General features: G+C 70.7%; 16 protein-coding genes. 7 read left to right on the top strand and 9 right to left on the bottom strand.

All coding sequences use genetic code 11. The annotated features are described in order from the left end of the window. Positions 1-73 precede the first annotated feature (73 nt). Entirely contained in the window at positions 74-769 is a 696-nt protein-coding gene (locus AC0IZJ_RS19210; RefSeq protein WP_471852907.1) for a dienelactone hydrolase family protein, read from the top strand. A 5-nt stretch (positions 770-774) separates the two neighbouring features. Further along, positions 775-1,368 (top strand): uracil-DNA glycosylase family protein, encoded by a 594-nt coding sequence (locus AC0IZJ_RS19215; protein WP_471852908.1) that lies wholly within the window; start codon positions 775-777, stop codon positions 1,366-1,368. Between the two features lie 3 nt (positions 1,369-1,371). On the opposite strand, the gene AC0IZJ_RS19220 is transcribed toward AC0IZJ_RS19215, so the two are convergent. Together AC0IZJ_RS19220 and AC0IZJ_RS19225 are read right to left on the bottom strand one after the other, a co-directional pair. Further along, complete coding sequence (locus AC0IZJ_RS19220) at positions 1,372-2,049, bottom strand: hypothetical protein (RefSeq protein ID WP_471852909.1); 678 nt, start codon at positions 2,047-2,049, stop codon at positions 1,372-1,374. 75 nt (positions 2,050-2,124) lie between these two features. Then, positions 2,125-2,595, bottom strand: coding sequence for an Lrp/AsnC ligand binding domain-containing protein (locus AC0IZJ_RS19225; protein WP_471852911.1), 471 nt, complete (start codon positions 2,593-2,595; stop codon positions 2,125-2,127). Between the two features lie 87 nt (positions 2,596-2,682). Here AC0IZJ_RS19225 and AC0IZJ_RS19230 point away from each other — a divergent pair, with 87 nt between their 5' ends. Then, positions 2,683-6,237, top strand: a complete 3,555-nt coding sequence (locus tag AC0IZJ_RS19230) for an L-glutamate gamma-semialdehyde dehydrogenase (protein ID WP_471852912.1) — start codon at positions 2,683-2,685, stop codon at positions 6,235-6,237. Positions 6,238-6,252: 15 nt separating this feature from the next. On the opposite strand, the gene AC0IZJ_RS19235 is transcribed toward AC0IZJ_RS19230, so the two are convergent. The 5 genes from AC0IZJ_RS19235 to AC0IZJ_RS19255 form a co-directional block, all read right to left on the bottom strand. Further along, positions 6,253-6,903 (bottom strand): pyridoxamine 5'-phosphate oxidase family protein, encoded by a 651-nt coding sequence (locus tag AC0IZJ_RS19235; RefSeq protein ID WP_471852913.1) that lies wholly within the window; start codon positions 6,901-6,903, stop codon positions 6,253-6,255. A gap of 43 nt (positions 6,904-6,946) precedes the next feature. Continuing rightward, a complete protein-coding gene (locus AC0IZJ_RS19240; RefSeq protein WP_471852914.1) occupies positions 6,947-7,483 on the bottom strand; it encodes a hypothetical protein in 537 nt (178 codons plus the stop codon). Positions 7,484-7,487: 4 nt separating this feature from the next. After that, positions 7,488-8,234: a DUF899 domain-containing protein gene (locus tag AC0IZJ_RS19245; RefSeq protein ID WP_471852916.1), complete on the bottom strand. Its 747-nt coding sequence runs from the start codon at positions 8,232-8,234 to the stop codon at positions 7,488-7,490. 74 nt (positions 8,235-8,308) lie between these two features. Then, positions 8,309-8,959, bottom strand: a complete 651-nt coding sequence (locus tag AC0IZJ_RS19250) for an NHL repeat-containing protein (protein WP_471852917.1) — start codon at positions 8,957-8,959, stop codon at positions 8,309-8,311. A gap of 45 nt (positions 8,960-9,004) precedes the next feature. Continuing rightward, on the bottom strand, positions 9,005-10,234 hold the full coding sequence (locus tag AC0IZJ_RS19255; protein ID WP_471852918.1) for a helix-turn-helix domain-containing protein: 1,230 nt from the start codon (positions 10,232-10,234) through the stop codon (positions 9,005-9,007). Positions 10,235-10,319: 85 nt separating this feature from the next. Here AC0IZJ_RS19255 and AC0IZJ_RS19260 point away from each other — a divergent pair, with 85 nt between their 5' ends. Beyond that, positions 10,320-10,694: a hypothetical protein gene (locus AC0IZJ_RS19260; RefSeq protein ID WP_471852919.1), complete on the top strand. Its 375-nt coding sequence runs from the start codon at positions 10,320-10,322 to the stop codon at positions 10,692-10,694. Here the strand turns inward: AC0IZJ_RS19260 and AC0IZJ_RS19265 are convergent. Continuing rightward, complete coding sequence (locus AC0IZJ_RS19265; RefSeq protein WP_471852920.1) at positions 10,684-12,378, bottom strand: GH39 family glycosyl hydrolase; 1,695 nt, start codon at positions 12,376-12,378, stop codon at positions 10,684-10,686. The two genes, AC0IZJ_RS19260 and AC0IZJ_RS19265, sit on opposite strands and share 11 nt — an antisense overlap. Before the next feature lie 153 nt (positions 12,379-12,531). On the opposite strand from AC0IZJ_RS19265, the gene AC0IZJ_RS19270 reads away from it, so the two are divergent. Next, the gene (locus tag AC0IZJ_RS19270; RefSeq protein WP_471852921.1) at positions 12,532-15,549 is read left to right on the top strand and encodes a glycoside hydrolase family 2 protein; all 3,018 of its coding nucleotides are present in this window, start codon (positions 12,532-12,534) and stop codon (positions 15,547-15,549) included. 6 nt (positions 15,550-15,555) lie between these two features. Here the strand turns inward: AC0IZJ_RS19270 and AC0IZJ_RS19275 are convergent, their stop codons facing one another. Continuing rightward, the gene (locus tag AC0IZJ_RS19275) at positions 15,556-15,993 is read right to left on the bottom strand and encodes a hypothetical protein (protein ID WP_471852922.1); all 438 of its coding nucleotides are present in this window, start codon (positions 15,991-15,993) and stop codon (positions 15,556-15,558) included. Between the two features lie 25 nt (positions 15,994-16,018). Between AC0IZJ_RS19275 and AC0IZJ_RS19280 the strand changes: the two genes are divergently transcribed. Together AC0IZJ_RS19280 and AC0IZJ_RS19285 are read left to right on the top strand one after the other, a co-directional pair. Beyond that, positions 16,019-16,201, top strand: coding sequence for an oxidoreductase-like domain-containing protein (locus AC0IZJ_RS19280; RefSeq protein ID WP_471852923.1), 183 nt, complete (start codon positions 16,019-16,021; stop codon positions 16,199-16,201). 41 nt (positions 16,202-16,242) lie between these two features. Beyond that, the gene (locus tag AC0IZJ_RS19285; RefSeq protein WP_471852924.1) at positions 16,243-18,720 is read left to right on the top strand and encodes an FG-GAP-like repeat-containing protein; all 2,478 of its coding nucleotides are present in this window, start codon (positions 16,243-16,245) and stop codon (positions 18,718-18,720) included. Positions 18,721-18,727 lie beyond the last annotated feature (7 nt).

Here is an 18,727-nt window from a genome sequence, read left to right on the forward strand (position 1 = left end):
TCTCGCCGCCGAGGGGAAAACCCGGTGTCGCGCAGGTTAGGCTTTTGCCTCCACCGTCTTTCCAGGAGTGCCCATGGCCCGCAACATCGAATTCAAGCGCCCGGATGGCGCGTCCGTGTCCGGCTACCTGGCCGAGGCGGCCCAGCCGCTCGGTGCCGTCGTCGTCATCCAGGAATGGTGGGGCCTGAACGACCAGATCCGCGGCGTGGCCGACCGCTTCGCGCTGGCCGGCTTCACGGCCCTGGTGCCGGACCTGTACCGGGGCAAGAGCACCGTCGAGGCCGAGGAGGCCCACCACCTGATGACGGGCCTGGACTTCGGCGATGCCGCCTCCCAGGACCTGCGTGGTGCGGTGAGCTACCTGAAGGGCCTGCAGCTCGGCAGCGGCAAGGTGGGCATCACCGGCTACTGCATGGGCGGCGCGCTCGCCGTGCTGGCGTCGACGCTGGTGCCGGAGGCCGACGCAGCCGTCGTCTGGTACGGCATGCCGCCGCTGGAATATGTGGACGCCAGCAAGATCAACATCCCGCTGCAGGCCCACTGGGCCACACAGGACGAGTTCTTCGCGATCAGCGGCGTGGACGCGCTGGAAGCCAAGTTCGCCGAAGTCGGCGTGCGCTACGAAGGCCACCGCTACCTGGCCCACCACGCCTTTGCCAACGAGGAGGCGCAGGGGCCGGGCCGCATCGCCAAGACGCAGTACGACGCGGCCTGGGCGCAGCAGGCCTGGGACCGGGCGATGCGCTTCTTCGGGCAGCACCTGGGCTGACAGGCATGGCCACGGCGCTGCAGCGGCTGCTCCCCGAGCTGCGCGCCTGCACGCATTGCGAGCCGGCCCTGCCACTGGGCGCGCGACCCATCTTCCAGCTGGACCGGCGCGCGCCCATCCTGATCGCCAGCCAGGCGCCGGGCCGCATCACCCACGCCAAGGGCCGGCCGTTCGATGACATCAGCGGCGACCGCCTGCGCCACTGGCTGGGCGTGTCCCGCGAGACTTTCTACGACCCGCGCTGCTTTGCCATCCTGCCCATGGGCATGTGCTTCCCGGGCACAGGCGCCGGTGGCGACCTGCCGCCGCGGCCGGAATGCGCGCCGCTGTGGCGGCGACGCCTGCTGGACGCGCTGCCCAACGTGACGCTGACCCTGGCCATCGGTCAGCACGCGCTGGGCTGGCATCTGCAGAGCAAGGCGTCGGTCGATGCGCTGGTGGCCGGCTGGCGCGATGGCCTTGCCAAGGGCCTGCTGCCGCTGCCCCACCCCAGCCCGCGCAACCAGCGCTGGCTGCGCAAGCGGCCCTGGTTCGAGGCGGAGGTGCTGCCGGCGCTGCGTGAGGCCGTGGCGGAGGCGCTTGCCGGCCGCCGGGCCTGACCCCTAGCGCCGCTCCCCCGCCAGGATGGCCTGCCGCAAGGCCTCGCGCTCGCTAGCCAGCACGTCGGCCCGCGACGTGAGGGCCACGGAACGCCCCCACACGACATCGTCCACGACCAGTGCCAGCACGGCGCCCGCAACCGCCGTGGCGCTCAGCACCAGGTCCGGCAGCCCGCTGTAGGCCAGCAGCAGCGTCAGTGGCGCCAACCCCAGCCGCGCCCAGGCGGCGAGGCGGAGGTCGCGTTCGATCAGTGGCAGCACGTCATCGTTGAAGGGGTCGTTGCGCGCGCCGCGCAGCATGTTCAAGGTGCCCACGCCACCAAAGAACGCGACGACCGCGGACGAGCGCAACCAGACCTGCGGCCCGGCGTCCAGCAGGTAGACCATCACGTAGACGGCGGCCCCGGCGCCGAAGGACAGCAGGGCGTCCGACATGCGCGAAGGAAAGCGCACGAGCGCCAGCATGCGGAACAGCCCGCTCCAGCACGCAATCAACGTCAGCAGGCTCGCGATCACGAGCAGCCATGGCCGCTGAGCTTCCGGCATCTCCAGCACCCGGCGCAGCAGGAAGGCGACCAGCCCGCCCGTGAAGATGGTGTTCAGCGTGTTGAAGGTCGTGAAATGAGCGTCTCTCAGTCGCAGGCGCAGCTCCCGCGCCGCCTCGATCGGTAGCTGGTTCATCGGCCAGTCCTCCCGGGAGGCGATGGTAGCGACGGGCCCGGTGGGCGCCTAGAACGCGAGCAGGCAAGGTGGCCCTCAGAACGCCAGTGCATTCGTCGCCTTCACTTCTTCCATGACCGCATACGTCCGCGTCTCGCGCACGCCCGGCAACGTCCAGATCACGCTGCCGATGAACTCGCGGTAGGCCGGCATGTCGCGCACGCGGGTCTTCAGCAGGTAGTCGAAACCGCCGGCCACCAGGTGGCATTCCAGGATCTCGGGGCGGGCCTGGACGGCGGCCTTGAAGGTGTCCATCACGTCCTGCACCGTGCGGTCCAGGTGGATCTCGATGAACACGAGCATGGCCGCGCCCAGCTTGGCCGGGTTCAGCCGCGCTTCGTAGCCCAGGATGTAGCCGTCGCGCGTGAGTCGCTTCACGCGCTCCAGCACGGCGGTGGGCGACAGGTGCACTTCCTCGGCCAGCTTGAGGTTGGAAATGCGCCCGTCGGCCTGCAAGGCGCGCAAGATGCGGGAGTCGGTCTTGTCCAACCTGGGTTCGTCGCTCATCTGGATTTTCGTCGGCCGCTCTGGCAATCCTTGGAATTTAATTCAAGACTGCTCTGAATACATTGCTGATCTCACCAGGAGTTAGCCATGCCCACCTTCACCGCCCCGCCCGAACAGCCGCGCCTGCCGGACCCCTACCGGGCGGAGGCCGCCGTGGTGCAGGCACTGGCCGAACGTGTGGGCTCGGCGCTGGACTGGCCTGGCGTCATCGCCATGGCGGCGCCCTGGGTGGAGCAGGTGCGGCGCAATCCCGCGCCGTTCTGGGCGATGGAATCGCTGCTGCGCGAGTACCCCATCACCAGCGCCGAGGGCCTGGCACTGATGCGCCTGGCCGAGGCGCTGCTGCGCGTGCCCGATGCACCCACCGCCATCGCATTGACTGCCGACCAGCTCGGCCGCGCGGACTTCGATGGCGCGTCAGAAGGCAGCCCGCACAAGATGCTGGCGGCGCTGTCGGCGTCGGCCATCTCCATGTCCAAGCGCTTTTTGCCGGGCGCCGAGGACGACGGCGGGCTGTTCAAGCGCCTCGGCGCGCAGACCGTCGTGGCCGCCACCGTGCGCGCCATCCAGCTGCTGGGCCGGCAGTTCGTGTTGGGCCGCAACATCCGCGAGGCGATGGACGAGGCCGACGATGCCCGCAAGGCACAGAAGAACCTGCGCTTCAGCTACGACATGCTCGGCGAAGGTGCCCGTACCGAAAACGACGCCCGCCGCTATCAGGCGGCCTACATCGGCGCCATCAAGGCCATTGCAGCGGGTCAACGGGCGGACGGCCCCGAAGCTTCGGACGGCATCTCCATCAAGCTCAGCGCCCTGTTCAGCCGCTACGAGGTGCTGCAACGCGACCGCGTGTTCGCCGAGCTGCTGCCGCGCGTGTGGGAGCTGATCGAGCTGGCCGCCAGCGCCAACATCAACCTGACCATCGACGCCGAGGAGGTCGACCGCCTGGAGCTGTCGCTGGACGTGCTGGACACGCTGGCCGCGCGCATCGCCATGCTCTACCCGCAGTGGCGAGGCTTCGGCCTGGCCGTGCAGGCCTACCAGAGCCGGGCGCTCGCCGTCGTCGACGAGGTCGCGGCCATCGCCCGCAAGCACGGCCTGCGCTTCATGGTGCGGCTGGTGAAGGGCGCCTACTGGGACGGCGAGATCAAGCGCGCCCAGGAGCTGGGACTGACGCACTACCCCGTGTTCACGCACAAGCAGCACACCGACGTGAGCTACCTGGCCTGCGCCCGCGCGCTGATCCAGCATGCCGACGTCATCTACCCGCAGTTCGCCACGCACAACGCCGGCACCATCGCCGCCATCGTGCAGATGGCCCGTGCCACCGGCGCCGCCTTCGAGATGCAGCGCCTGCACGGCATGGGTGAAGGCGTCTATCGTGAGGTGCTGAAGGACGGGTCGATCCCTTGCCGCGTCTATGCCCCGGTCGGCGAACACTGCGACCTGCTCGCCTACCTCGTGCGTCGCCTGCTCGAAAACGGGGCCAATTCCTCTTTCGTGCACCAGCTGGCCGACCCCAGCGTGCAGGTGCCCGAGCTGCTCGGCTCGCCGCTGCTCGACGTGCGGGACACCAGCGCGCTGCCGCTGCCGCCGGCGCTCTACCTCGACGGGCAAGGCCAGGGGCGCGCCAACTCCACCGGTGCCGACCTGACCGCACCGGCTCAGCGCCGGCCGCTGAAGGACGCGCTGGCCAACGCCGCTGTGCGCGCCGTGCCTGAGGCCACGGCGGCTGAAGTCGACGCCGCCATGCAGCGCCTGCACGCCGGCTTCGCCGCCTGGAACGCACGCTCGGTCTCCGCCCGCGCCGGCATCCTTCGCCGCGCCGCCAACGACCTGGACGCCCGCCTCGCCGAGTTCTGCGCCCTGCTCGTCAAGGAGGCCTTCAAGACGCAGGCCGACTGCGTCGCCGAAGTGCGCGAAGCCGTGGACTTCCTGCGTTACTACGCTGACCAGGCGGAAGCGGAGCCGGCGCTCATGCAAGGCCGCGGTGTCTTCGTCTGCATCAGCCCGTGGAACTTCCCGCTGGCCATCTTTGCGGGCCAGGTCGTTGCTGCGCTGGTGGCCGGCAATGCCGTCGCCGCCAAGCCGGCGGAGCAGACGCCCTACGTGGCATTGAAGTTCGTCGAGCTGCTGCATCAGGCCGGCGTGCCGGCCGATGCGCTGGTGCTGCTGCACGGCCCGGGCGACACCGTCGGCGCCGGCCTCGTGGCCCATGCGCACACGGCGGGCGTCTGCTTCACCGGCTCCACGGCGGTGGCGCAGATCATCAACAAGGCGCTGGCGGCCAAGCCGAACTCACCGATCCCGCTGATCGCCGAAACGGGCGGCCTCAACGCGATGGTCGTCGACTCGACTGCTCTGCCGGAGCAAGTCATCGACGCCGTCGTGCAGAGCGCCTTCCGCTCCGCCGGCCAGCGCTGCTCGGCGCTGCGCCTGCTGTGTGTGCAGTCCAGCATCGCCGACGGCGTCATCGAGATGCTCAAGGGCGCGCTGCAACAGCTGCATGTCGGCCAGCCCGCCAACCTCGCCACCGACGTCGGCCCCGTCATCGATGACGAAGCGCACACCGGCATCAGCCGTCACGTCGAGCGCCTCAAGCGCGAGGCCAAGCTCATCGCCGAGGCGCCGGTCACGGAGCCCATGCCGCGCCAGATCCGCCCCGTCGCGTTCGAGCTGGAACGCATCGCCCACCTCGGCGAAGAGATCTTCGGCCCGGTGCTGCACGTCGTGCGCTTCGACGGCTCGGTGGACGAGGTCATCGACGAGATCAACGCGCTGGGCTACGGCCTCACGCTCGGCATCCAGACCCGCATCGACAGCCGTGCCCAGCGCCTGGCTGACGCGGCGCGCATTGGCAACGTCTACGTCAACCGCAACATCATCGGCGCGGTGGTGGGCGTGCAGCCGTTCGGCGGCGAGGGCCTGTCCGGCACGGGACCCAAGGCCGGCGGCCCCGACTACCTGCACCGCTTCTGCGCCGAACCCCAGGTCGACGCGCCCGCGCCGCCGCTGGTGCTGCAAGGCACGGGCGATGCCCTCGCCGTGGCCGCCGACGCCCACTGGCGCGACACGCCGCTGGCCGAGCGCATCGCCACGCTGCGCCGCGCCGCCGACACGCTCGAAGCGCCCACCGCCTTCGCGCTGCGCAGCCTCTTCACGGCGGCGCAAACGCAGTTCGCCGATGTCGTGCTGCCCGGCCCCACGGGCGAGAGCAACACGCTGCGCCACCACGCCCGCGGCGTCTTCGCCGTGCTGGGCCGTGGCGATGCGGGCCTGGCGGCCGTCGTCAGCGCGCTGCTGGCCGGCAACAGCGCGATCTGGCTCTGCGACGACGAACGCGCCCGCCAGGCGCTGCTGCGCGCCGGCCTGCCCGCCAACGCGCTGACGTTGCTGCCGGACTCGGCGTTGCCCGGCCTGTTGGCCGCACCGCAACTCGCCGGCGTGGCACTCGCGTCCTCGGACGCCGCCGCGGCCCATGCGCTGGCACAGGCACTTGCTGCACGAGCCGGCGCCATCCTGCCGCTGGTCACTGCGGCCGGCCACGTGCGCCGGCTCTACCGCTTCGCGGCGGAACAGACGCTGACGGTCAACACGGCGGCGGCCGGGGGGAATGCGGCGTTGCTGGCGGGCGGGCATTGAGCGGCCGAGCGACGCTCAATAGAAACCTTCGCGGCGTTGATAACGCTGCGCGCGTTCGGCGTCATAGCGCTCGGCATCGAACGCCTCCCCCTGGATGGCGCGGTGCACCTCGCCGCCCGTGGGCAGCGCCGACGCGGGCACGAAGCGCGCCGGGTCCCAGAGCTGCGAGCGCAAAAAGGCTTTCGAACATTGGGTGTAGGCCTCTTCGATGTCGACGAGGAAACCCAGCACCGGCGTCCTGCCCTCCAGCGCGCAGGGAGTGAGCAGGTCGGCATCCGTCGTGAGCGTGGCGCGGCCGTTCACCCGAAAGGTGTCCGTCGCGCCCGGGATGATGAAGAGCAAGCCGACGTGCGGGTTGACCAGCACGTTGCGCATCGAGTCCGCCAGCCGGTTGCCCGGGCGCTCCGGCATCAGCAGCGTGCGATCGTCCAGGATGCGCACGAAGCCGGCCGGGTCGCCGCGTGGGCTGAGGTCGCAGCGCCCGGCGGCATCGCTCGTAGCCAGGCAGATAAATGGCGACCGCTCGATGAACACGCGCGTCGCGGCGTTCAACCGGTCCGTGATCTTGGCGCGCGCCAGCACGGCGGGCTCGCCGATGAGGGCTCGCAACTGCGCCTCGGTCTGGACGATGTGGTCGGTCAGGCGGTGCGAGGGCGGTGTTGTCATCGGTCGTACCGGTTCAGGGGTCAGACATTGTGGAGTCGTGCCGTCACTTGATCGGCCGACCTCGCATCGCCGCCAGCCCGCGGACGGACGCGCAAGTCATGACGGCGGTCGTGGCCAGCATCGCCACCATGTGAACGCAGACGGCCGCCACCGCCAGCAGCAGCGAGCCCGACGCCGTGATGTCCCGGGCCGGCGACGCGCTCAGGCATAACGGAATGAGTGCGGGCACCAGCATCAGCCCGCTGCCGTGGGCCGTGGCCATGCCGAACGACCACAGCGCGAGCCCGGTCTGTCGCCGTGGCGCGCGGTGCCGCAGCAACAGAAGCGCCGCGCCCAGCAGGCCCGCGCCGGCGAGCCAGGGCAGCTGGTCCATGGCCAAGCCGAGCACCACCAGCGCCGCCACGGCCCCGACGGATGCCGCGTGCCCAAGGGCCAGCGGCGCCAGCGCCCGCAACGCATGCCGGCTGTCGTGGGCCCGCACACCGCAGGCCGCCGCCAGCGCCCAGCCGGTGCAGGGGTTGAGCCCATGCAGCGCGCCGGCGCCAGCCACGGCGAGCCAGGGCCAGAGGCTGGCGATCATGGCCTCAGGCCTTCGCGCTGCCGCAGCAGGCGGCCGCAGTGGGCACGTCCTCGTACCGGTCGTGGTGCCGCACCCACGCCATCGTGTACGCCAGCCCCGCTTCGTCGCGGCCCTTGGGCGTCAGGTCGACGAGGTTGTAGGTGCCCATCATCACTTCCACGCCGCGCCCGAATGTCGAGTACGTGTGGAAGACCTCGCCCGCGTCGTCCCTGTAGAAGACGCTGATGCCCGGCGCTTCCGTCTGCGGAAAGGCCGTCATGTGGAAGTTGTAATAGACCTCGCCATCAACGCGGTCCTCGGGCGCGAAGCTGACGTTGAAGTCGCGGTTGAAGTCGTTGCCGTTGGACGACGCCCACGGGAACTGCCAGCCCATGCGCGCCTTGAAGGCCAGCAGATCGACCAGCGGTGCGCGGGACACGGCCAGCAGCGTGATGTCGCGGTGGGCCAGGTGCGCAGCCGCGCCGTCGAGGTGGTCGGCCATGAAGGAACAGTGCTTGCAGCCCTGCTCCCAGCCGGGGCCGAACATGAAGTGCTGCACCAGCAGCTGGCGGCGTCCCTGGAAGAGCTCACCCAAGCGGCGCGGGCCGTCGACCGTGTCGAACACGTAGTCGGTGTCCAGCTTGACCCACGGCAGCGCGCGGCGTTCGGCGGCGAGGCGGTCGCGGCGCTGGGTGAGGTCCTTCTCCTGGGCGAGCAGGTGCTTGCGGTCGGCGATCCAGCGGTCTCGTGTCACAACGGGGTGGGGGGTCATCGGTTGCTCCTTGGTTGAGGAAAGTCATGCGGCGGCTCCACCCGGGGCCGGGTGGTCGTCGCGTCAGGGGGAAATCAGGCGGCGGCGCGCTTGGGGCGGCGCACGGCTCTTACTTTTCCGGTGCCGCCGCCGCCGGCGTAGAACAGGTCGGCGCCGTCGGATTCGAGGCCACTGACATTGGCGCCGGCCGGCATCTGCAACTGCTCCAGCACCGCGCCGCTGGCGGGGTCGATGCGGCGGATGTCGCTGGCGTCGTCTTCCCAGGTGCCGTGCCACAGCTCGCCGTCGACCCAGGTCACGCCGGTCACGAAGCGGTCGGAGGCGATGGTGCGGCGGATGGCGCCGGTCTCGGGGTCGATCTGGTGGATCTGGCGGCTGCGGTGCTGGCCGACCCACAGGCTGCCCTCGGCCCAGGCCAGGCCCGAGTCGCCGCCCTCGCCTGGCGCGGGGATGGAGGCGACGACGGCGCCGCTGGTCGGGTCGATCTTGTCGATGCGCTTCTCGGCGATCTGGTACAGGTAGCGGCCGTCGAAGGCGGTGCCGGCGTCGGCGGCGCGCGGGATGCGCCGGCGTGGCTCGCCACTGGCGGGGTCGAAGGCGACCAGGGCCGCGCCGGTGGCCATCCAGACGGATTCGCCGTCGTGCGTCACGCCGCCGATGTTCTTCACGTCGGCAAAGGGGCCGTACTCGCGGACGATCTCGGCGGGGTGGGTCTTGGTGGTCATCGCGGGCTCCGGGTTGGCGCGCCGTGTTCAGCGCATGGCCGGAATCTACGCAAGCGGCAGCGCAGCGGGGAGTAACAAGATCGTCGTGAAACCGGCGGAACCCATCAAAGGCGGCGCCAGCCAGCGGCGCGAGCGCGTCTGGCCGATGGCGCGCACGCGGCCGGCCGCCTCCAGCTCGGCCAGCGCCCGCTGCACCGTGCGCTGGCTGGCACCCAGGGCCAAGGCCAGCGCCGAGGTGGACCAGGCCGCGCCGTCGGCCAGCAGCGCCACCAGCTCGCCCTGGTCGCCGTCGACGGGCGGCGCCAGCACGGCCACGGCGCGTTGCTCCAGCGGGCGCAGCGCGAAACCGCGTGGCGTGGCCTCGATGTCGGCAAGGCCCGCCACCAGCACACGCAGCCGGCCGATTTCGACGCGCAGCCGTGCGCGGTGCGTCTCGTCGGCCTCGCGCAGCCGGAAGGCGCGGGCGATCAGCTTGTCGCGGCCAGCGTCGCCGGGCCAGGCCTCGGCCAGCGTGCGCAGCAGCGTGAACAGGACGGGGCGGCTGGCCAGCGGTAGGCGCGTGTCGCCGGCGCGCAGCGCGTGGCGACAGGCGTCGACCACCAGCGCGCCCGAGTCCAGCAGCGCGGCCACCTCATGCAGGCGCAGCGACTGGGCGTCGCCGCCGCTGACGCGCCGCGCGGCGGGTTGATCCAGCACCGCACGGGCCTGCGCGGCCTCGGCCAAGAGCGCCGGGATGCCGGCCGCCCGGGCCGCCGCCTCGGCGCGGTCCAGTGCAGCCTGTGCGCCGGCCACACGCAGCGAGCGCAGCGCCAGTTCGGCCTGGGCCAGCGCGGCTACGGCGGCCGGCAGCGCAGGCAGGCCTTGCGTGTCGACAACGGCCAGCAGCGCCGCCGCCTCGTCCAGCCGCCCGAGCAACAGGCAACGCCGCGCCGCGATCAGCCGTGCCTGCAAGGCATTGGCCCGGTCGCCACGCGCGTCCAGCGTGGCCATCGCGGCGGCCAGCGCGCGGGGCGGCTCACTGAAATCGCGCATGGCCAGCGCCACCTCGGCCTCGGCCACCACGCAGCGCGCCCGTGCCGCGGCCTCCTGCCTGCCGAAGCCGCGTGCCGCGTGGCGCAGCAGCTCACGCGCCCGCGCCAGCTCGCCCAGCTGCGCCATCGCAATGCCACGCAGCGCCAGCGCCGGCGGGTCGTCACGCAGCGCCACGCGCTTGAGCGCCTGCAGCGCGTCGCCGGCGGCGAGGGCTCTTGCGGCGGCGGAGATCAGCGAGTCCATCCCCAAGGCTAACTTGTCGCCGACACAAGCCTCGTTCACCATGCCCCCCACACGCCCGCTGTTCCGGCGTGCAGGGAGTCGAACGATGTTTCCAATCTTCTGGTTCTGGGCACCGCAGCTGCGCCTGCCTTTCAGCGGCGACGTGGCGCAGGACATCGAGCCCAGCCTCGACCTGTTCTTTGCCGGCATCAAGCCCGGGTCCGGCAATCGCCGCATCGAGGCCAAGGCCTTCGACGTGGCGAGCTACGGCGACCAGCTCGGTGTCATCACCAAGCTGCTGCTCGAATGGGCCGAGCGGCTGCCGGCCGATGCCCAGCTGGCGTCGGCGCCGTTGAACGAACTGCGCGACATCCACGCGCGCATCGCAGCGATCAAGGACGAGGAGTACGGGCGCGAGTTGTTGACGCTGGAAGCCCGTGCGGCGGTCCTGCGCCAGCGGTTGTCAGCGCCTACTCGATGACGATCAACGTCACGCCCTGGCGCGGCAACGTGAAGCTCAGCGCGGCGCTGCCATTGGCCACCGCCAGCGCCGGCAGTTTGGCTGGCGCCATCACCGAGGCGGCCTCCAGCTGCGCGTATTGCTTGGCGTCGGGCGCCTGAGGCGAGCCCATCGCCTGCCAGGCGGTGAAGGCGTTCGCATGCGTCTTGTCGACGCGCTGCTGCGTCACCGAGCGGGTGGCTTGCGTGCCCAGGCCCGACAGCTGCAAGGTGACCGCCGCGTCCGGGCCGTCGGCATCGTCGTCGTGATAGTGCCAGGACATCACGGCGACCTTGCCATCGGGCGTGCGCGTGGCCAGCACGCCGACGTCCGGGCGGCCGCGCACGCCGTTGGCGAGCAGATCGTCCAGCGGCACTTCGGCATCGCTGCTGGCCTGCACCTGCGTCGGCCCTAATGCCGCGTACATGCGGAAGACCTGCAGCACTGGCAGGTCCACGCCGTTGGTGGCGAGCTGGCGGTAGCCGGCGAACCAGGGCTGGTCTTCAAACGTGAAGGCCCAGGTCAGCGCGCCGTCCAGGTTCACCTGGTGGCGCTCGGCCAGCTGCCAGATGCGCTTGTAGCTGGCCGCCGTGTAGCTGGAGTACATCGTGCCGTTGCGATAGGCGTTCTGCGGGCCGGGGCAGGCGGCGCAGCCTTCGGGGTCGTTCTCGCCGATGACGATGGGCTTGGCCTTCAGCTCGGGCACCGCGGCGATCTTCTTGAAGCCGTTGGCGACCCCGTTCAGTTGCGCTGCCATGCCCATGCGCACCCGCCCATCGACAAAGCGCGGGCTGCCCTTGGCGTGAAAGGCCAGGAAGTCGGTCGGCGTGCCCACCTCGCCCGTCGCGTGGTTGGTGCCGCTGACGATGTGCTTCAGGAAGGCATCCATGAAGGCGCCGCCCGACCCGGCCACATCGGGCCCGCCCACGCGGGCCTGCGGCAGGCCGCGGCGCACGGCGGCAATCGCGTAGTCGTGCAGCTTGTTGAACTCTTCCTGCGTGCCGGTCCAGTAGGCTGGGCCATTGGGTTCATTCCAGACCTGGAAGTACCAGGTCAGCACCTCGTCGCGGCCGTAGCGTTCCACGCAGTGCTTGGTCCATTGGTAGACCAGCTCGCCCCACTTGGCGTAGTCCTTGGGCGGGGCGTTCCAGCCACCGGCGATCAACTCGTAGGCAAAGCCCGGGCGCCAGCTGTGCTGGTAGGGCGTGCCCGGCTTGGCGCTGGACAGGGCCTGCGGCATGAAGCCTATTTGCAGATAGGGCCGCACGCCGCGTTCGAGGTAGCTGTCGAGGATGCGGTCGACGACCGTCCAGTCGTAGATGGGCCGGCCTTGCGCGTCCTCGGTGTAGGCATTGGTGCTGCCCCACTTGAAGGCCGGCGTGCCGTCGCCGGTGTTCAGCAGGTTGTGGGTGCGGAAGTAGACGCTGCCCGGCTTCAGGTCGCCCAGCCGCTTCATTAGCTTGCGGCCGTCCTTCATCGTCGCGACGTTGGGCTCGTCGGCGCCGAAGAAGCGCCAGATGGGCTTGAGCTCGCCCACCGTGCGGCCGGCGTCCACGTCGATACGGACCGGAAGGGGTGCGGTCGTCTGCGCCAGCGTGGCCGTGGCGATCAGGCCGGCCATGACGAGAGCGAGGGTGCTGGCGAGAGCGCGGAGCTTGAGCGTCATGGCGTAGAGGGTCAGCAGGAGGCCGCCGGAGTTTAGGAACGGCCCTTCCTGCGCTGCGTGCCCGCCTGTCATTCAGTCAACAGGATGAGCGCCGCCGCAAGCTCCGGCCGATGGATGCGCCCTATCCTGCGGCCCGGCAAACGAGGGGTGTCGATGAACGGGTTGCGTTGCCTTGCACTGGCATGGCTGTTGGCGCTGGGCGTTGGTGTAGCGGCGGCGGTGCCACCGTCCACCGAGGTGCAGATGCTGTCGGGCAGCGGCCCGGACGACGCCGTGCCCTGGGACTTCACCATCAGCGGCGGCATGCGGGCCGGCGAGGCCGCGCGCATCCCTGTGCCGTCCAACTGGCAGCTGCAGGGCTTTGGCCACTACCAGTACGGCTACGACAAGGGCCCGCGCGCGGCGGACCGCGGCGTCTACCGCCACCGCTTCACCGTGCCGGCCGCCTGGCAGGGCCGCCATGTGCGCATCGTCTTTGACGGCGTGATGACCGACACGACGGTCAGGCTCAATGGCCAGCAGGTCGGCCCCGTCCACCAGGGCGGCTTCAACCGCTTCAGCCACGACATCACGCGCTGGCTCAAGCCGGCCGGCGAGAGCAACGAGCTTGAGGTGGACGTCAGCGAGGCCTCGGCCAACACCGCCACCGACATCGCCGAGCGCCACGGCGACTACTGGGCCTTCAGCGGCATCCACCGCCCGGTGTGGCTTGAGGCGTCGCCGGCCGAGTCCATCGCCCAGGTGGCCATCGCGGCCGAGGCCAGCGGCGAGCTGCGCGCCGACGTGAGCCTGCGCGGCAGCAAGACCGTCACACGCGTGGTGGGCCAGGTCGCCACGCTGGCCGGACAGGCGGTCGGCGCGCCCTTCGAGGTGGCCGTGCCCGCCGGTGGCGCGGGCCGCGTCAGCCTGAGCACCCGCATCGCCAAGCCGTCGCTGTGGACGGCCGAGACGCCCTCGCTCTACTTCCTGGACCTGACGCTCTACGCCGGCCAGCAGCCCGTGCACCAGGTGCGCGAGCGCTTCGGCTTTCGCACGCTGCAGGTCCGCGCCGATGGCCTGTTCCTGAACGGCCGGCGCATCCTGCTCAAGGGCGTCAACCGCCACAGCTTCCGCCCCGAGACCGGCCGCGCGCTGAGCCGCGCCCAGGCCTATGAAGACGCGCGGCTGATCAAGTCCATGAACATGAACGCCATGCGCGTGGCCCACTACGCGCCCGACAAGGCCTTCCTGGAGGCGGCCGACGAGCTGGGCCTGTACGTCATCAACGAGCTGACCGGCTGGCAGAAGGCCCACGACACCGAGAACGGCCGCAAGCTGGTGCGCGAACTGGTGGCGCGCGACGTCAACCATCCCAGCATCCTGTTCTGGGCCAACGGCAACGAGGGCGGCTGGAACACCGAGCTGGACGGCGAGTTCGCGCTGCACGACCCGCGTGCCCGCCCCGTGCTGCATCCCTGGGCGCCCTTCGGTGGCATCGACACCAAGCACTACCCGCGCTACCCCGACCTGCTCAAGCGCCTGGCCGGCCCCATGCCGGTCATGCCCACAGAGTTCCTGCACGGCCTCTTCGATGGCGGCGCCGGCTCCGGCTTGGACGACTACTGGCAGGCCATGCGCGCCTCGCCGCGCGGCGCCGGCGGCTTCCTGTGGAACCTGGCCGACGAGGGCGTGAAGCGCGTCGACCAGGGCGGGCGCATCGACCTCTACGCCGCCTATGCGCCGGACGGGCTGGTGGGGCCGCATCACGAGAAGGAGCCGAGCTGGTTCACGGTGCGCGACATCTGGTCGCCGGTGCAGGTGGATGCGCCGCGCCTGGATGCGCGCTTCGACGGCCGACTGCGCGTGAGCAACCAGTACGACTTCAGCGCGCTGACGACGCTGAGCTTTCGCTGGGAATGGCTGCGCTTTGCCGCGCCCGATGCGCCCGGCACCGAGCCCACCGTGCTGGCCCACGGCACGCTGCCCGGCCCAGCCGTGGAAGCGCAATCGGCCGGCACGCTGAAGCTGCCGTTGCCCCAGGGCTGGCAACAGGCGGATGCGCTGCGCCTGACCGCGATGCGCGGCGACGAGGCGCTGCTGAGCTGGGTCTGGCCGACGGCCGCGCGGCCAACGCCGCCGGTGCAACGCCGGGAGGGCGCGCCCACTGTGCGCATCACTGACGCCGCCGTCGAGCTGACCGCCGGCGATGTTTCCGCCCGCTTCGACGCGGCCACGGGCTTGCTGCTGACCTTGAGCCGCGCGGGCGCGCCGCTGCCGCTGAGCAATGGCCCCCGCCTCGTGCTGGCCCGCCCGAAAGACAAGACCGAGCCGCAGCGCCTGGACCCTGTGGCCTCGGGCGACGGCGTCTACGAGCTGCCCGCGCCCGCGCTGGCCAATGGCGCGCGCATCGACCTGGGCCTCGTCGTCGCCGATGGCTGGGCGCGCTTCAAGCTGGAGGTGTCGTCCGATGGCCGCCGCTGGACGACGGTGTTCGACGGCGGCCGTGTCGTCGGCGATGGCCAGACCTACAGCTTCCCGCCGCAGCCCGTGAAGGCGCTGCGCATCAGCGGCCTCGAAGGCGTACGCCAGCGGCCCACAGTGAAGAGCGTGCAGCTCAGCTTCGAGCCGGCGCGCTTCGCCCCGCCGGAAGGCGGCGCCGTCGCGTTGCAGACTGGCAGCAGCGCCACCCAGGCCTGGCTGGAGACGCGCCACGCCGGCGGTCTCGACACCGCGCGTTGGACGCTGGGCGCCGACGGCCGGCTGACGCTGGACTACGCCTACAGCCTGGACGGCACCATGCTGCATCACGGCATCTCCTTCGACCGGACAGCCGGTGACGCCCCGGCCGTGCGCGCCCTCGTGCGCGGCCCCGCGCCCGTCTGGCAGAACCGCCTGCGCGGCCCGCTGCTGGGCGTGCATGACCTGGCACAACCCGGCTACTTCGCCGACCCGCGCTGGCTCAAGCTCGGTGCGCTGACCGTCCACAGCAGCGGCGCGCCCTTCCTGCAACTGGGCTTCAAACGCGAGGACTTCCCCACCACGACCGTGGAGTTCCCGCATGCCGACCTCGGCTTCATGCAGGCCATTCCCGCCATGGGCGCCAAGTTCCAGGCCGCCGAGCTGACCGGCCCGGCCGGTGAGCCGGCGGTGGCGAAGGGACGCTACGGCGGCCGGCTGGTGTTCGACTACTGAACCGCGTCAGAAGAAGTCGCTCAGGAAGGCTGCAGTCTCCTCCGACAGCCCGACGATTTTGTTCGTCGCCTGGCGGTAGAACTTGAAGTTCAGCTCGGTCTCGGGGCGGCCGTCCTGCCAGTCCGCAAAGGGCTTCAGTTCCGCCCGGCCGAGGCGGCGTTGCGCGAGCGCCGTGCGCCTCACCGTGATGCTGACGCGCGGCGTCTGCCGCTCCACGCCGGGCAGCCTGGGCACGGCTGCGGCCGCCGTGACGACCCCGCGCGCCACCAACCCCGCGCCGCCCTCGTTCTCACTGGCGAACAGGTAGATCACATCGCCCACGGCGATGCGCCGGCCGCCGTACATCGTCTTCTGCGCGTGGAAGTCGAAGCTCTCGGCCAGCGGGTCGGCAATCTCGGCCTTGATGGCGAACACGGGCATCTCCAGCGCAAGCGGGCTCGCCATCTTCGCTGCTTCAAAATCAGCGCCGATGACCGAAGTACCCGATCCCGACCCCATGCCCCAGCCGCCGCACCAGCCCGACCTGGACGCCTGCTGCGGCAATGGCTGCGACCCCTGCATCTTCGATCTGCACGACATGGCCATGGACGACTACCGCCGCGCATTGCGTGCGTGGCGCGAGCGGCATGCGGAGACACCCGGCCCAAAATAGCGCTTCCTGAGGGAGGCAAAGAACATATGGGATCGACGGTCTTGAGGGCCTGTCGCCGCGGCATGGCCTTGTGCGTGGCTGCGCTGGTTGCGGCGTGCGGTGGCGGCGGCGGTGGCGGCAGCAGTTCGCCAGACGCTGGTCCCGGCCCCGCTCCGGCCGCGCCCCGTGAGCCCAACTACTTCCCGCTGAACGTCGGCGACCGCTGGGCTTATCGCGCGGGTGCGGACGACACGACCCTCGTGCTGATCACCGGCACGCAGTCGGCCGCGTCGGGAGTGGCCACGGTCCTGCAGACTCTCGACAGCCATGGCCGGTCGGAGGAGCTGTACCAGCAGACGTCGAGCGGCGTGAGCCTGCTCCCCGGCCCTGCCGCCGACGTGGTCAGCGCCGCCGTGGGGCCGCTGCTCATGTTGAAGCTGCCGCTCGTGGCCGGCAACCGTTGGGTGGTGGCCGACAAGACCATATCGAACGGCGTGTGGGTGGACGACGACGCGCTGCCCGACCCGGTGACGGTGCGCATCGAAGCGACCCTCGTGGGATTCGAATCCCTCACCATCGGCGGCACGAGCTACAGCGGCGTTGCCCATGTGCAGACGACGTCCACGCGGACGACCCAGCTGTCGCGTTACGGCACGACGAGCACGGTCGTCATCACGTCGGACGACTGGTATGCGCCCGACATCGGCCGGGTGCGCAGCAGCGTCACCACGCGTGACGGTTCACTGCCCGCCGTCAGCCGCGAGTCCAGCCTCGTCAGCTGGCGTGTCGACGCACAGCGCAGCGAAAGCGGCGCCCCGGCGGTTGTCGACCAACACCCCCGCCCAGGCGCCGCGATAGGCGCCTGCTGCACCAACGTAACGGCCTACTTCAGCGAAGCCATGGACACGTCGCCTGGCGGCGAGGCGCTCCAGGTGATCGGATCCGACGGCAAGGCCGTCCCCGGCCGAGCGGTGTGGCAATGGGATGGCAAGGTGGTGGCCTTCCTTCCCACGTCGCCGATGACCAGCGGCACCTACACCGCGCGCCTCGGCACGGTCAATCGCGATGTGGCGGGCAACCCGCTGGCGGCCGAGGTCAGCTGGCAGTTCACCTTCGATGCGACCGCCCCAACGCCCAGGCCCGTCCAGCCCCTGGCGGATGCGCGCGACGTGCCGGTCGACACGAAGATCGTCTTCACCGTGGATGACGACACCGACATGAACTGGCTGACGCCGGACAAGGTCGATCTGGGGGGTGTTCAAGTCGACTTCAGCGTCTCCGGCCGCACCGTGACACTCACGCCCAAGGAGCCCCTGGCACGAGGCTCGCGCTACCGCGTGAACATCTACGGGCTGCGCGATCAGCTGGGGAACAGCGTCACGTCGACGGGATGGGACTTCTACACCGACCCCGGCCGCTTCGGCGCCTCGAAGACGCTGACCTTGGCCCGCGTGACTGCCGCCGCCATCGGCGACGTGGACGGCGATGGCCGCAACGACGCCGTGCTGGCCCTGGAGGCCAACGTGTTGTTCGGGGTCAACCCGACGCTGCAGGTCTTCTTCGGGGAGCCCGGCGGCACCCTGGGGCGCTCGCAGACTTATGCGACGGCGCCCTCCGGCGTCGACATCACCAGCCTATCGGTGGTCGACCTCGACGGCCAGGGCCGGGCGGCCATCGTCGCCGGCACCGGCAGCGGCGCGATCCAGATCCTGCGCCGCCAGCCGGGCGGCACCCATGCCGTCAGCCAGGTCATCGCGACGGCTTCGAGCCGGGTCGTGCGTGTGGTGGACATGAACGGCGATGGCCGGCCCGATCTGGTGAGTCGGCCGTACGACGGTGATGAAGTGCAGGTCTGGCTGCAAGCCCCGGACGGGCGGTTCAACGACCCTCGGCCGGTGACGCTGCACAGCGGCGGGCTCGGCAGCCTGGCCGTCGGCGATCTGGATGGCGACGGGCGGCCCGACATCGCCGCGGTGGGGGGCTGGGCCCAGACCGGTCGGCAGATCGGCTTCGCCCTGCAGCGCGCCGACGGCAACTTCACGCCGCCGCAATACCGAATGGTTTCGCCATTGGAGATGGTGACCGGCGTCGCGATCGGCGACGTCAACGGCGATGGCCGCAACGACCTCGTCGCTTCATTGGCCCGCAGTTCCTCGCTGACGGTGATGCTCCAGGACGCGAACCGCCAGCTTTCGGAGGGCAGCCTCCTGGCCGCGGCGACCGATGTGAGCCGCGTGCTGCTCGTCGACATCGACGGTGATGGCCGCCTGGATGCGGTGTCGTCCGCGTCGAACTACGTGGTCATGGTGTCGCTGCAACGCAGCGACGGCACGCTCGGTGCCGGCATCACCTTCCCGATTCCCACGCCCGCCGATTCGTTTGCCGATGTCGTCGCCGTCGGCGATCTGGATGGCGACGGCCGGCCGGACATCCTCTGCGGCGGCTTCTGGATGGCGCAGCGCGCGGTGCCGGCACCCGCCGCTGCGGGGCTTGCCCAGCCCACGGGTCTGGGCCTCGGACGGCTGTTGCGGCAGCGCTAGCCGGGCG

It is taken from the genome of Roseateles sp. AC306 (assembly GCF_979253795.1).

Coding starts and splice junctions, on each gene's coding strand:
- AC0IZJ_RS19210 (WP_471852907.1), top strand. CDS start 74: ATGGCCCGCAACATCGAATTCAAGCGCCCGGATGGCGCGTCCGTGTCC.
- AC0IZJ_RS19215 (WP_471852908.1), top strand. CDS start 775: ATGGCCACGGCGCTGCAGCGGCTGCTCCCCGAGCTGCGCGCCTGCACG.
- AC0IZJ_RS19220 (WP_471852909.1), bottom strand. CDS start 2,049: ATGAACCAGCTACCGATCGAGGCGGCGCGGGAGCTGCGCCTGCGACTG.
- AC0IZJ_RS19225 (WP_471852911.1), bottom strand. CDS start 2,595: ATGAGCGACGAACCCAGGTTGGACAAGACCGACTCCCGCATCTTGCGC.
- AC0IZJ_RS19230 (WP_471852912.1), top strand. CDS start 2,683: ATGCCCACCTTCACCGCCCCGCCCGAACAGCCGCGCCTGCCGGACCCC.
- AC0IZJ_RS19235 (WP_471852913.1), bottom strand. CDS start 6,903: ATGACAACACCGCCCTCGCACCGCCTGACCGACCACATCGTCCAGACC.
- AC0IZJ_RS19240 (WP_471852914.1), bottom strand. CDS start 7,483: ATGATCGCCAGCCTCTGGCCCTGGCTCGCCGTGGCTGGCGCCGGCGCG.
- AC0IZJ_RS19245 (WP_471852916.1), bottom strand. CDS start 8,234: ATGACCCCCCACCCCGTTGTGACACGAGACCGCTGGATCGCCGACCGC.
- AC0IZJ_RS19250 (WP_471852917.1), bottom strand. CDS start 8,959: ATGACCACCAAGACCCACCCCGCCGAGATCGTCCGCGAGTACGGCCCC.
- AC0IZJ_RS19255 (WP_471852918.1), bottom strand. CDS start 10,234: ATGGACTCGCTGATCTCCGCCGCCGCAAGAGCCCTCGCCGCCGGCGAC.
- AC0IZJ_RS19260 (WP_471852919.1), top strand. CDS start 10,320: ATGTTTCCAATCTTCTGGTTCTGGGCACCGCAGCTGCGCCTGCCTTTC.
- AC0IZJ_RS19265 (WP_471852920.1), bottom strand. CDS start 12,378: ATGACGCTCAAGCTCCGCGCTCTCGCCAGCACCCTCGCTCTCGTCATG.
- AC0IZJ_RS19270 (WP_471852921.1), top strand. CDS start 12,532: ATGAACGGGTTGCGTTGCCTTGCACTGGCATGGCTGTTGGCGCTGGGC.
- AC0IZJ_RS19275 (WP_471852922.1), bottom strand. CDS start 15,993: ATGGCGAGCCCGCTTGCGCTGGAGATGCCCGTGTTCGCCATCAAGGCC.
- AC0IZJ_RS19280 (WP_471852923.1), top strand. CDS start 16,019: ATGACCGAAGTACCCGATCCCGACCCCATGCCCCAGCCGCCGCACCAG.